Source organism: Streptomyces zingiberis, assembly GCF_012034935.1.
Taxonomy (GTDB): Bacteria; Actinomycetota; Actinomycetes; order Streptomycetales; family Streptomycetaceae; genus Streptomyces; species Streptomyces zingiberis.
In genome coordinates, this window is the sequence record NZ_JAATEN010000008.1 from 236,924 (window position 1) to 249,261 (window position 12,338).

Below are 12,338 nucleotides of genomic sequence, written 5' to 3' on the forward strand. Positions count from 1 at the left end.
CCCGGGCCGGCCGGACCCCGGGGAGCCCTCCGGGCCGTACGCCCCCCGCTCCGGCCCGCGGCCCGCACCGTCCGGGAGGAGACCCCGTGGACCTGCACCACTACCGCTTCCGCAGCCGCTGGCCCCTCGACGCGCCGGCGGAGACCGTCCACGCCGTGCTGGCCCGCGCCGAGGAGTACCCGCGGTGGTGGCCGCAGGTGAGGGAGGTGGAGCGGACGGACGCCCACTCCGGGCGGGCCCGCTTCCGCTCCCTCCTCCCGTACGACCTCGTCGTCACCGTGCGCCAGGTCCGTGACGACCCGGCGGCCGGGGTCCTCCGGATCGCGCTCGGCGGGGATCTGGAGGGCTGGGTGCACTGGACGGTCACGGCCCGGGGCGTGGGTGCCGACGCCCTGTTCGAGCAGGAGGTGATCGTGCGCAGCCCGCTGCTCCGCCGGTTCGCGGTGCCCGGCCGGCCGCTGTTCCGGGCGAACCACCGGCTGATGATGCGGGGCGGGCTGCGCGGGCTGCGGGCCCGGCTCGCGGAGGGCGTTTGAGGAAACTCCGCCGGGCCCTGTATTGTCGTCGCCAGGCCCGGACCGCGGGGGGAAACCCCGGTGCTCCAGGGGCGATTAGCTCAGTGGGAGAGCGCTTCGTTCACACCGAAGAGGTCACTGGTTCGAACCCAGTATCGCCCACCGTACCGGTGCCCGGCGGCGCGTGATTGTCCGCTCGCAGGCAGGCCCTTCCCCGGTGGAAGGGCCTTTCGCCGTTCTCCGCCCGGGGCGGGGCGCAGCGGCCCGTCTCCGTGAGACCTCCCTGCCGTCACCCCAGGGCCGGTGTCCCACGGTCGAGCGCTCCGCGCCCAAGTCTTTCGCGCGGCCGCCGGGGAGGTCGGTACGATTCCCGTGCGCAGCGTCCGCTGCCGCGCGGCCCCGTGAGCCGCACCCCCTGAGTCAGGAGAGATCGGTGTCAGACGTCCGTGTCATCATCCATCGCGATTCCGAGCGGGAAGAGCGCCTGGTGACGACGGGCACCACCGCCGCCGAACTCCTCGGCGCCGACCGGACCGTCGTCGCCGCGCGCGTGAACGGAGCGCTGAAGGACCTGGCGTACGAGCCCGCCGACGGCGACGAGGTGGAGCCCGTCGCGATCTCCTCCCCGGACGGCCTCGACATCCTGCGCCACTCCACCGCCCACGTCATGGCCCAGGCCGTGCAGGAACTCTTCCCGGAGGCCCGGCTGGGCATCGGCCCCCCGGTCAAGGACGGCTTCTACTACGACTTCGACGTCGAGCGCCCCTTCACCCCCGACGACCTCAAGGCCGTCGAGAAGAAGATGCAGGAGATCGTCAAGCGCGGCCAGCGCTTCTCCCGGCGGGCCGTCACCGAGGAGGAGGCCCGCGCGGAGCTGGCCGGCGAGCCGTACAAGCTGGAGCTGATCGGCCTCAAGGGCTCCGCCGCCACCGCCGGGGAGGGCGCCGACGTCGAGGTGGGCGCGGGCGAGCTGACCATCTACGACAACCTGGACGCCAAGACCGGCGCGCTGTGCTGGAAGGACCTCTGCCGCGGCCCGCACCTGCCGACCACCCGCACCATCCCGGCGTTCAAGCTGATGCGCAACGCCGCCGCCTACTGGCGCGGCAGCGAGAAGAACCCGATGCTCCAGCGCATCTACGGCACCGCCTGGCCCTCCAAGGACGAACTCAAGGCGCACCTGGAGTTCCTGGCCGAGGCCGAGAAGCGGGACCACCGCAAGCTCGGCACCGAGCTGGACCTCTTCTCCATCCCCGAGGAGATCGGCTCCGGCCTGGCCGTCTTCCACCCCAAGGGCGGCGTCGTCCGCCGCGTGATGGAGGACTACTCGCGCAAGCGGCACGAGGAGTCGGGCTACGAGTTCGTCTACACCCCGCACGCCACCAAGGGCAGCCTCTTCGAGAAGTCCGGCCACCTGGACTGGTACGCCGACGGCATGTACCCGCCCATGCAGCTCGACGAGGGCCAGGACTACTACCTGAAGCCCATGAACTGCCCGATGCACCACCTGATCTTCGACGCCCGGGGCCGCTCGTACCGCGAACTGCCGCTGCGCTTCTTCGAGTTCGGGACGGTCTACCGGTACGAGAAGTCCGGGGTGGTGCACGGCCTGACCCGTGCCCGCGGCTTCACCCAGGACGACGCGCACATCTACTGCACCCGTGAGCAGATGGCCGCCGAACTGGACTCGCTGCTCACCTTCGTCCTGGGCCTGCTCCGCGACTACGGCCTGGAGGACTTCTACCTGGAGCTGTCCACCAAGGACCCGGAGAAGTTCGTCGGCAGCGACGAGGTGTGGGAGGAGTCCACGGAGGCGCTGCGGCAGGCGGCCGGGAAGCAGGGCCTGGAACTGGTCATGGACCCGGCCGGGGCCGCGTTCTACGGGCCGAAGATCTCGGTGCAGGCCAGGGACGCCATCGGCCGGACCTGGCAGATGTCCACGATCCAGGTGGACTTCAACATGCCCGAGCGGTTCGACCTCCAGTACACCGCGGCGGACGGTACCCGGCAGCGCCCGGTGGTCCTCCACCGCGCGCTGTTCGGCTCCATCGAGCGTTTCTTCGCCGTGCTGCTGGAGCACTACGCGGGCGCCTTCCCGGCCTGGCTCGCGCCGGTGCAGGCGGTCGGCATCCCCATCGGCGACGCGCACGTCCCGTACCTCCAGGAGGTCGCCGAGGAGGCGCGGAAGCAGGGCCTGCGATTCGAGGTGGACGCCTCCTCGGACCGGATGCAGAAGAAGATCCGCAACGCCCAGCGGCAGAAGATCCCGTTCATGGTGATCGCCGGGGACGAGGACATGGCCGCCGGCGCGGTGTCCTTCCGCTACCGCGACGGCTCGCAGAAGAACGGCATCCCGCGGGAGGAGGCGCTGCGGGAGATCGCGGACGCCGTGGCCGGCCGCGCGCAGGTGTGACACCCGCCCCGCCGGGTGCCCCCGGGGCGGTCACCGGCCGGTGACCGCCCCTCCCGCGCCGCGCTCCGCCGGTGGTCCCTCTTATGCTGGCCACCATGACCAGTGAGCCGGAGCAGCAGATCGGGGTCGGCGACCCGGACGCCTTCCAGCGGCTGTGGACGCCGCACCGGATGGCGTACATCCAGGGCGAGAACAAGCCGGAGGGCCCCGGTTCCGAGGGCTGTCCGTTCTGCGTCATCCCGGTCAAGTCCGACGAGGACGGGCTGATCGTCGCCCGTGGGGAGAAGACCTACGCGGTCCTCAACCTCTACCCCTACAACGGCGGGCACCTGATGGTGGTGCCGTTCCGGCACGTGGCCGACTACACCGAGCTGACCGGGGACGAGACCGCCGAGCTGGCCGCCCTGACCAAGCGGGCCATGACCGCGCTGCGTACCGCCTCCGGCGCCCACGGCTTCAACATCGGCATGAACCAGGGCGCGGCGGCCGGCGCGGGCATCGCCGCGCACCTCCACCAGCACGTCGTGCCGCGCTGGGGCGGGGACACCAACTTCATGCCCGTCGTCGGCCACACGAAGGTCCTGCCGCAGCTTCTCGCCGACACCCGCCGCCTGATCGCCGCCGCCTGGCCGCGGGACTGAGTACGGGCCGGGGCGGCGGCGCGGGGGAGCGGCGCCCCGAGGGGCGCCCGTCACCCCGTCAGGCGTTGTAGACGTCCGCCTTGCCGGGCTCGGCGCCCTGGACCGCGCCGCTGAGGAAGCCCGCCCGGTTCCCGAAGCGCTCGGTGTCCACGTCGTGCTCCTCCAGGACGCGGATCGCCGCCTGGTGCACCACCCGCAGCACGGGGGTCGCGGCGCGCAGGGCGTCGTCGGCCATGAAGCGGTGGCGCCACGGCTGGTCGGCCCAGGCGTGCCGGAGCCCGAACGGCTCGGGCAACGCCAGCTTGCCCCCCAGGTGGTCCAGGACGGGCGGGAACCAGGTCAGCGGGGCGCGGGCGGCGAGCCGCACCACCTCCTTGGCGTCCACCAGCGGCAGCGAACGGGTCTTGGTCTCCCAGAACTTCACGGCCTTGGCGACCGTCTCCGTCTTCGCCGCGGGCTTGCCGCTGAACATGCCGTGCACCGGGCCCAGCGCGTGCCCGGTCACCTCGATCCGCAGGGTGTGGTGGAGCACCGTGACGTTGACCAGCAGGGTGATCACCAACTGGCCGTCCCAGAGCACGAACTGCACCCCGAGGTAGTGGCGGTTGCCGCTGCCGAACTGCTGGGTGTCGCAGATCCGCTGTATCTCCGCGGGACGGATGAGATAGCCGTCGTCCCCCGGACGGGAGACGGACGAGGCGCCCTCGCCGACCGGGGCGACGATCCAGTGGGTCACCGAGGGCGTGGGGAACCCGCCGGTGTGCAGCGGGGTGCGCTCCAGCTGCTTGAGCTGGTCGTGCACGGCGCGGACGATGTCCCAGCTGCGGAAGGGGTCGATGTCCTTGTCCGGGTCCTTGGGGACCAGTTCCTCGGCCAGCTGCCAGCTGCCCCAGCGGGTGCCCATGCCGAGGATGCCCTTGGGGCCCGCGTAGAAGACGAGATTGCTGTTCTGCTCCGCCGTGAGCCGGGCGAGGTTCTGCCGCAGCTGCTCGGCGGCCGTCTCGTTCGGGTTGCGCGGCACGGCCTCGGGGATCTTCGCGGGGACCCCGCCGCCGGAGAGCAGACCGCTCCACCGCTCGCGCAGATCGGCCGCGGTGCGCTCACAGACCTGCTTGGCCCAGAGCCAGCCCACCACCGGCGCGATCAGCATGGCGCGCAGGTAGATCCCCCAGAAACCGGTGAACGGCAGCTTCAGGAGGAAGACCACCCCCAGCACCGCGAAGCCGACCAGCACCACCATGCCGAGGGCGCCGGCCCGCTTGTTCGACGCCCCCGCGAGGGAGCGGCGGAGCTGGAAGACCAGCAGCCACAGCAGCAGGCCCGGGAGGAAGAGCACCCCGAAGACGCCCATCAGGACGGTCAGCTTGGTGTCCCGCTCCTTGCGGATCCGGCTGGCCGACAGGCAGTGCTCGACCACGGTCTGCGGTTCCATGCCGAAGGACTGGATCAGCGCCGCCCGGCCGCCGCCGAGCATCCGGGTCTGCACCGCGCGGCAGAACGCCTCACCGAGGTTGGGTTCGAACAGCGACATCTTCGGCGCGGTGATCTTCGACTGGTGCCAGTCGTTGTCCGCCTTCTTGATGTCCGTGACCGGGCCGTCCCGGTAGGCGGCGGACGACAGCGCGCAGGTCGCGGCCGTCTGTCCCGCACCGCCGGAGAGCGGTACCTGCGCCCCGGGCCTGAAGTCGAATCCCGTGCTCACCACATGCCCCCACCGCTCGTCCGCTGACGTGGCTCTTCCCGGCCGGCGGCCCCGGCACACCTGCCGGCCGGCTGCCCGCCCCAGCGTAGCGGCCGACGGCCGTCCGCCGCAGGGGAGTTGACCGGCCACCGGGCGGACGGGGGCGCGGCGCCGCCCGGTCCCGGCCCGTCCTGTCCTGCGTGGGTCCGCCCCGCGCGGCGCGCGGGTGCCGGGCTCGTGCCGCGCGTCGGCAGGGCGGGACCGGCCGGTGGCGTGTGACGGTGGAGCGCGGGTCGGCCACCCGCCGTCCGGTCTCCGGCCCGGGGACCCCGCTCCGGACGAGGGCCCGGGCCGGGCACCCGGCCACGGCGGCGGCCCGGCCGCTCCAGGGGCCACCAGGGCTCCCCGGGCCCGGTCCCGGAATCACGGTCTCCGCCGCGGGGGAGCCGGGCGGAGCGACGGCGGCGTCCGCCGCCTGACTACGATGGGCCACCCGGCGGCTCCCCGGCCGCCCGGCTCCAGCGACCCTCCGGGAAGGCCATGCTGAACAAGTACGCGCGTGCGTTCTTCACGCGTGTTCTCACGCCCTTCGCCGCCCTGCTGCTCCGGCTCGGGGTCAGCCCCGACGCCGTCACCCTCGTCGGCACCGGCGGCGTGGTCGCCGGGGCCCTGGTCTTCTACCCCCTCGGCGAGTTCTTCTGGGGCACGGTCGTCATCACCCTCTTCGTCTTCTCCGACCTGATCGACGGCAACATGGCCCGCCAGGCCGGCCGCTCCAGCCGCTGGGGCGCCTTCCTGGACTCCACGCTCGACCGGGTCGCCGACGCGGCGGTCTTCGGCGGGCTGGCGCTGTGGTACGCGGGACGCGGGGACGACCTGCTGCTCTGCGCGATCGCCATCTTCTGTCTCGCCAGCGGCCAGGTGGTCTCCTACACCAAGGCGCGGGGCGAGGCCATCGGGCTGCCGGTGAACGTCAGCGGCCTGGTGGAGCGCGCCGAGCGGCTGGTGATCACGCTGGTCGCGGCCGGGCTCGCCGGACTGGCCGACTTCGGCGTCCCCGGAGTCGGCGTCCTGCTGCCGGCGGCGCTGTGGGCCGTCGCCCTGGGCAGCGCCGTCACCCTGGGGCAGCGGGTCGTCACCGTCCGCCGGGAGGCCGCCGAGGCCGCCGAGGCCGAAGACGCAGCCGGGGCGGCCGGGGCCGGTGACCCCGGCGGGGCCCGCACCGGAACCGGAGGCGGCCCGGCGAACGGCGCGGCGGGCAGCCGCGGCGGCGCCGAGGGCGGTGCGGCATGAGGGAGCGGCTGACCGGCGCGGTCTACGGCCTCGGCTGGGGCGCCGTACGGAAACTGCCGGAACCGGCGGCCGTCCGGCTGGGCCGGACCCTCGCCGACACCGCCTGGCGGCGGCGTGGCGCCGGTGTGGAGCGGCTGGAGGCCAACCTGGCGCGCGTCGTCCCCGGCGCCTCCCCGGAGCGGCTGCGGGAGCTCTCCCGCGCCGGGATGCGCTCCTACCTGCGCTACTGGATGGAGTCCTTCCGGCTGCCCGAGTGGAGCCCGGACCGGATCCGCGCGGCCCTCGAGGTCGAGGACATCCACCGGGTCGAGGAGGCCCTGGACTCCGGGCGCGGAGTGGTCGCCGCCCTCCCGCACCTCGCCAACTGGGACCTGGCCGGCGCCTGGATCGCCACCCGGCTCGGGCGCCCCTTCACCACCGTGGCCGAGCGCCTCCGCCCCGAGACCCTGTACGACCGCTTCGTCGCCTACCGCGAGAGCCTCGGCATGGAGGTCCTCCCGCACGCCGGGGGCAGCGCCTTCGGCACCCTCGCCCGCCGGCTGCGGGACGGCGGGCTGGTCTGCCTGGTCGCCGACCGTGACCTCTCCGCCTCCGGCACCGAGGTGACCTTCTTCGGCGAGACCGCGCGGATGCCCGCCGGTCCCGCCCTGCTCGCCCAGCAGACCGGCGCCCTGCTGGTGCCCGTCACCCTCTGGTACGACGGGCCCGGCCTGATGCGCGGCCGTGTCCACCCGGGCATCGAGGGCCCGCCGGAGGGTACCCGGCGGCAGCGGGCGGCCGCGATGACCCAGTCGCTCGCCGACGTCTTCGCCTCGGGCATCGCCGCGCACCCGGAGGACTGGCACATGCTGCAGCGGCTGTGGACCGCCGACCTCGAACCCCGCGTGCCTTCCGGCGACCGCGCCCCCGGAACGGAGAGCCCGTGAGAATCGGCATCGTCTGCCCCTACGCCTGGGACGTCCCCGGCGGTGTGCAGTTCCACATCCGCGACCTGGCCGAGCACCTCCTCCGCCGCGGGCACGCCGTCTCCGTCCTCGCGCCCGCCGACGACGAGACCCCGCTGCCCCCGTACGTGGTCTCCGCGGGCCGCGCCGTGCCCGTCCCGTACAACGGCTCGGTGGCGCGGCTGAACTTCGGCTTCCTCTCGGCCGCCCGGGTGCGCCGCTGGCTGCACGACGGCGACTTCGACGTGCTCCACATCCACGAGCCCGCCTCGCCCTCGCTCGGCCTGCTGGCCTGCTGGATCGCCCAGGGCCCCATCGTGGCCACCTTCCACACCTCCAACCCCCGCTCCCGGGCGATGATCGCCGCGTATCCGATCCTGCAGCCCGCGCTGGAGAAGATCAGCGCGCGGATCGCGGTGAGCGAGTACGCCCGGCGCACCCTCGTGGAGCACCTGGGCGGTGACGCCGTGGTGATCCCCAACGGGGTGGACGTCGGCTTCTTCGCGCGGGCGGAGCCGCGCCCGGAGTGGCTGGGCGGCGTGCTCCACGACGGCCCCGGGGACGGCGCGGAAGGCGGTGTCTCCGGCGTCTCCGGTGTCTCCGGTGGTTCCGGCCCGGGGGACGCCGGCCGCCGGCCGCCCACCCTCGGCTTCATCGGCCGGATCGACGAGCCCCGCAAGGGGCTGCCGGTGCTGATGAAGGCCCTCCCGGCCATCCTGGCGGAACACCCCGGCGCCCGGCTGCTGGTCGCCGGGCGGGGTGACCAGCGCGAGGCCGTCGCCGGCCTGCCCGCCGCGGTCCGCGGCCACGTGGAGTTCCTGGGCATGGTCAGCGACGAGGACAAGGCCCGGCTGCTGCGTGGCGTCGACCTCTACGTGGCGCCCAACACCGGTGGGGAGAGCTTCGGGATCATCCTCGTCGAGGCGATGTCGGCGGGCGCCCCCGTGCTCGCCGGGGACCTCGACGCCTTCGTCCAGGTGCTCGACGCCGGGCAGGCCGGGGAGATCTTCGCCACGGAGGACGCCGCCGCGCTGGCCCGGTCCGCGAACCGCCTGCTGAGGAACCCCGCGCGCCTCCGCGAACTGCGCGAGCGCGGCGCCCGCCATGTGCGGCGCTTCGACTGGTCGACGGTGGGCGCCGACATCCTCTCGGTGTACGAGACGGTCGCGGACGGCGCCGCGTCCGTCGCCACCGACGAGCGGCCGGGGCTGCGCGCCCGCTGGGGCCTGGCCCGCGACTGATCCGGCCCGGCCCGTCCTGTGACGTGACCGGCCGAGCCCCCGGGCACTCCCGCGGGTGCGGGGTGACCGGGGCGGGTGCCGCGCCGCGACCGGCCGGTAACGTGGCCCGCCGTGACCACACTCATCTGGACGGCGGTGGCCCTCGCCCTCATCGGCGTCTATCTCAGCTGGACCGCCGGCCGTCTCGACCGGCTGCACGCGCGGATCGACGCCGCCCGCGCCGCCCTCGACGCGCAACTGCTCCGCAGGGCCTCGGTCGCCCAGGAACTGGCCACCGCGGGGGTGCTCGACCCGGCCGCGTCCATGGTGCTCTACCAGGCCGCCCATGACGCCCGGCAGGCCGAGGAGGAGCAGCGCGAGGTCGCCGAGAGCGAACTCAGCCAGGCGCTGCGCGCCGTGTTCGACGGCCCCGGCCAGGTGGCCGCCGTGCGCGGGGCCCCCGGCGGGGAGGCCGCGGCCGACGAACTGGCCGCGGCGGTACGGCGCGTGCCCATGGCGCGCCGCTTCCACAACGACTCCGTACGCGCCGCCCGCGCGCTGCGCCGCCACCGCGCGGTGCGCTGGTTCCGGCTGGCCGGGCACGCCCCGTTCCCCCTGGCGTTCGAGATGGACGACGAGGTCCCGAGGGCGCTGACGGACCGCGCGGCGGCCTCCTGAGGGTCACGGCGTGACCTGTGCGGGCGCCGGAGGCCGGGACACTCCGGTCCTCCCGCCGGGCGGACGACGGGGTGAGGACCCGGCGGAGGGCAGTACGGGGGAGGAGCCCGCGGAACCGAGGCCGGGCCGGGCGGGGCCCGCTCACCCCACCCGCACGGAACGGGCCGCGCCCCGGGCCACCGCCCCCGAATTGGCCCTTTCCGTGCGGTACCGGGACGCGGTTTCCTCGGTGATGTCCCGCGCGGACCGCCGCTCCCCCTCTCCGGGCCTCTCCGGGGGCGCGGCCGGACCGCCGCACCCCCTCCGGCATCGCGAGGTTCGAACCGTGTCCACCACGCTTCCCAGCGCCACCCCGCCCGCCCCCTCGACCGGTACCGCGCGCGTCAAACGCGGCATGGCCGAGCAGCTCAAGGGCGGCGTCATCATGGACGTGGTCACCCCGGAGCAGGCGAAGATCGCCGAGGACGCCGGAGCGGTCGCGGTCATGGCCCTGGAACGGGTCCCGGCCGACATCCGCAAGGACGGCGGCGTGGCCCGGATGTCCGACCCGGACATGATCGAGGGCATCATCGAAGCGGTCTCCATCCCGGTGATGGCCAAGTCCCGCATCGGGCACTTCGTCGAGGCGCAGCTGCTGCAGGCCCTCGGTGTCGACTACATCGACGAGTCCGAGGTGCTGACCCCCGCCGACGAGGCCAACCACAGCGACAAGTGGGCCTTCACCACCCCCTTCGTCTGCGGTGCCACCAACCTCGGCGAGGCGCTGCGCCGGATCGCCGAGGGCGCGGCCATGATCCGCTCCAAGGGCGAGGCCGGCACCGGCAACGTCGTGGAGGCCGTCCGCCACCTGCGGCAGATCAAGGCCGAGATCGGCCGGCTCCGCGCCTGCGACTCCCACGAGCTGTACGCGGCGGCCAAGGAGCTGCGCGCCCCGTACGAACTGGTCGCGGAGGTCGCCGAACTCGGCCGGCTGCCCGTCGTGCTCTTCTCCGCGGGCGGGGTCGCCACCCCGGCCGACGCCGCGCTGATGCGCCAGCTCGGCGCCGAGGGCGTCTTCGTCGGCTCGGGCATCTTCAAGTCCGGTGACCCGGCCCGGCGCGCCGCGGCCATCGTCAAGGCCACCACCTTCCACGACGACCCCAAGGTGCTGGTGGAGGCGTCCCGCGCGCTCGGCGAGGCCATGGTCGGCATCAACTGCGACACCCTTCCCGAGGGGGAGCGCTACGCCCGCCGCGGCTGGTGAGGGCCCACCGGCCGCCGCACTCCCTCCGTTCCGGCCCGCCGCGGGAGACCGAGCCGGTGAGCCGGTGTGCCGCGCGCGGAGCCGGAAGCGCCGGGCGCGCCCCGTGTCCCCCTGTCGCGTGCCGCCGCAGCCGAGTGTGCCCCGCGGTGTCGTCCCCGCACACTCCCGTCCCGTCCGGCCCGGCGCGCCGGCCCGGACACCCGTGTCACGAATCCCCGGAGAGAGCACCGTGTCCCTGCCCGCCCCCCTCGTCGGCGTCCTCGCCCTCCAGGGCGATGTCCCCGAACACCTCACCGCCCTCGCCGCGGCCGGCGCGCGGCCGTGCCCCGTGCGCCGGCCAGGGGAGCTGGCCGCGGTGGACGCCCTGGTGATTCCCGGAGGCGAGTCCACCACCATGGCCAAGCTGGCCGGGATCTTCGGGCTGCTGGAGCCGTTGCGCGAGCGGATCGGCGCCGGGATGCCCGTCTACGGCTCCTGCGCGGGCATGATCATGCTCGCGGACCGGGTGCTGGACGGCCGCGCCGGGCAGGAGACCGTCGGCGGGATCGACATGACGGTGCGGCGTAACGCCTTCGGCCGGCAGAACGAGTCCTTCGAGGCCGCCGTCGACCTGGCGGGAGTCGCCGGGGGCCCCGTCGAGGGTGTCTTCATCCGCGCCCCCTGGGCCGAGTCCACGGGGGCGGCGGTGGAGGTGCTCGCCGAACACGGCGGGCACGCCGTCGCCGTGCGCCAGGGCGCTCTGCTCGCCACCGCCTTCCACCCGGAGCTGACCGGTGATCACCGGGTGCACGCCCTCTTCACGGAGATGGCGCGCGGCGTGGTGGCCGCGCACCGGTAGGATCGCGGAGTTCGTATTCGCCGGGTCGTTGAAGGAGCGAGGCTGTGTCCGGCCACTCCAAGTGGGCAACCACCAAGCACAAGAAGGCCGTGATCGATGCCAAGCGCGGCAAACTCTTCGCCAAACTGATCAAGAACGTCGAGGTCGCGGCCCGGATGGGAGGCGGAGACCCCGACGGCAACCCCACGCTCTACGACGCCATCCAGAAGGCGAAGAAGAGCTCCGTCCCCAACAAGAACATCGACAGCGCCGTCAAGCGCGGTGCGGGTCTGGAGGCGGGTGGCGCCGACTACCAGACCATCATGTACGAGGGGTACGGGCCCAACGGCGTCGCCGTGCTCATCGAGTGCCTCACCGACAACCGCAACCGTGCCGCCTCCGACGTCCGGGTGGCGATGACGCGTAACGGCGGGTCGATGGCCGACCCCGGTTCGGTCTCCTACCTCTTCAACCGCAAGGGTGTCGTCCTCGTCCCCAAGGGTGACGGCGGACTCGGCGAGGACGACGTCCTGGGTGCCGTGCTCGAGGCGGGCGCCGAGGAGGTCAACGACCTCGGCGAGTCCTTCGAGGTCATCTCCGAGGCCACCGACCTGGTCGCGGTCCGCACCGCCCTCGTCGACGCCGGGATCGACTACGACTCGGCCGAGGCGAGCTTCGTCCCGACGATGCAGGTGCAGCTGGACGAGGAGGGCGCGCGTAAGATCTTCAAGCTGATCGACGCCCTCGACGACAGCGACGACGTGCAGAACGTCTTCGCCAACTTCGACGTCTCCGACGAGGTCATGGCGAAGGTCGACGCCTGAGCCGGGCGGGCTCCACGCCCTCCGGCAGCGCGACGGGCCGACGGGACACACCCCCGTCGGCCCGTCGCG

General features: G+C 73.7%; 10 protein-coding genes, 1 tRNA gene and 2 pseudogenes. 12 read left to right on the forward strand and 1 reads right to left on the reverse strand.

Annotation, left to right across the window (positions count from 1 at the left end):
- Positions 1–86: 86 nt before the first annotated feature.
- From HCK00_RS13380 to HCK00_RS13395, 4 genes are all read left to right on the forward strand, one after another.
- Positions 87–536, forward strand: a complete 450-nt coding sequence (locus HCK00_RS13380; RefSeq protein WP_168102097.1) for an SRPBCC family protein — start codon at positions 87–89, stop codon at positions 534–536.
- A gap of 69 nt (positions 537–605) precedes the next feature.
- Positions 606–677 (forward strand) — tRNA-Val (locus HCK00_RS13385).
- A gap of 271 nt (positions 678–948) precedes the next feature.
- A complete protein-coding gene (thrS, locus tag HCK00_RS13390; protein WP_168102098.1) occupies positions 949–2,928 on the forward strand; it encodes a threonine--tRNA ligase in 1,980 nt (659 codons plus the stop codon).
- Between the two features lie 83 nt (positions 2,929–3,011).
- Positions 3,012–3,569 (forward strand): HIT family protein, encoded by a 558-nt coding sequence (locus tag HCK00_RS13395; protein WP_168102174.1) that lies wholly within the window; start codon positions 3,012–3,014, stop codon positions 3,567–3,569.
- Between the two features lie 58 nt (positions 3,570–3,627).
- Here HCK00_RS13395 and HCK00_RS13400 read toward each other — a convergent pair whose 3' ends face one another.
- Entirely contained in the window at positions 3,628–5,274 is a 1,647-nt protein-coding gene (locus HCK00_RS13400) for an AbeC-like domain-containing protein (RefSeq protein WP_168102099.1), read from the reverse strand.
- Between the two features lie 516 nt (positions 5,275–5,790).
- Here HCK00_RS13400 and pgsA point away from each other — a divergent pair.
- From pgsA to HCK00_RS13435, 8 genes and pseudogenes are all read left to right on the forward strand, one after another.
- Positions 5,791–6,543, forward strand: coding sequence for a phosphatidylinositol phosphate synthase (gene pgsA / locus HCK00_RS13405; RefSeq protein ID WP_168102100.1), 753 nt, complete (start codon positions 5,791–5,793; stop codon positions 6,541–6,543).
- Positions 6,540–7,469 carry a phosphatidylinositol mannoside acyltransferase gene (locus HCK00_RS13410; protein ID WP_168102101.1) on the forward strand — a complete coding sequence of 310 codons (930 nt, stop codon included), beginning with the start codon at positions 6,540–6,542 and terminating at the stop codon, positions 7,467–7,469. The genes pgsA and HCK00_RS13410 overlap by 4 nt, the downstream gene beginning before the upstream one ends.
- Positions 7,466–8,023, forward strand: a pseudogene (locus HCK00_RS28475) (glycosyltransferase family 4 protein); the annotation flags it as partial. The gene HCK00_RS13410 and the pseudogene HCK00_RS28475, both read left to right, overlap by 4 nt.
- Before the next feature lie 102 nt (positions 8,024–8,125).
- A pseudogene (locus tag HCK00_RS28480) lies at positions 8,126–8,728 on the forward strand (glycosyltransferase family 4 protein); the annotation flags it as partial.
- Between the two features lie 111 nt (positions 8,729–8,839).
- Positions 8,840–9,385 carry a hypothetical protein gene (locus tag HCK00_RS13420; RefSeq protein ID WP_168102103.1) on the forward strand — a complete coding sequence of 182 codons (546 nt, stop codon included), beginning with the start codon at positions 8,840–8,842 and terminating at the stop codon, positions 9,383–9,385.
- Positions 9,386–9,710: 325 nt separating this feature from the next.
- Positions 9,711–10,628, forward strand: coding sequence for a pyridoxal 5'-phosphate synthase lyase subunit PdxS (gene pdxS, locus HCK00_RS13425; protein ID WP_168102104.1), 918 nt, complete (start codon positions 9,711–9,713; stop codon positions 10,626–10,628).
- A 229-nt stretch (positions 10,629–10,857) separates the two neighbouring features.
- The gene (gene pdxT, locus HCK00_RS13430; protein ID WP_375781957.1) at positions 10,858–11,466 is read left to right on the forward strand and encodes a pyridoxal 5'-phosphate synthase glutaminase subunit PdxT; all 609 of its coding nucleotides are present in this window, start codon (positions 10,858–10,860) and stop codon (positions 11,464–11,466) included.
- A 44-nt stretch (positions 11,467–11,510) separates the two neighbouring features.
- Entirely contained in the window at positions 11,511–12,269 is a 759-nt protein-coding gene (locus HCK00_RS13435; RefSeq protein WP_168102105.1) for a YebC/PmpR family DNA-binding transcriptional regulator, read from the forward strand.
- Positions 12,270–12,338 lie beyond the last annotated feature (69 nt).

Bases quoted from the DNA above. Each gene is read 5' to 3' on its own strand.
- HCK00_RS13410 (WP_168102101.1), top strand. From the start codon at position 6,540: ATGAGGGAGCGGCTGACCGGCGCGGTCTACGGCCTCGGCTGGGGCGCC.
- pgsA (WP_168102100.1), top strand. From the start codon at position 5,791: ATGCTGAACAAGTACGCGCGTGCGTTCTTCACGCGTGTTCTCACGCCC.
- HCK00_RS13395 (WP_168102174.1), top strand. From the start codon at position 3,012: ATGCTGGCCACCATGACCAGTGAGCCGGAGCAGCAGATCGGGGTCGGC.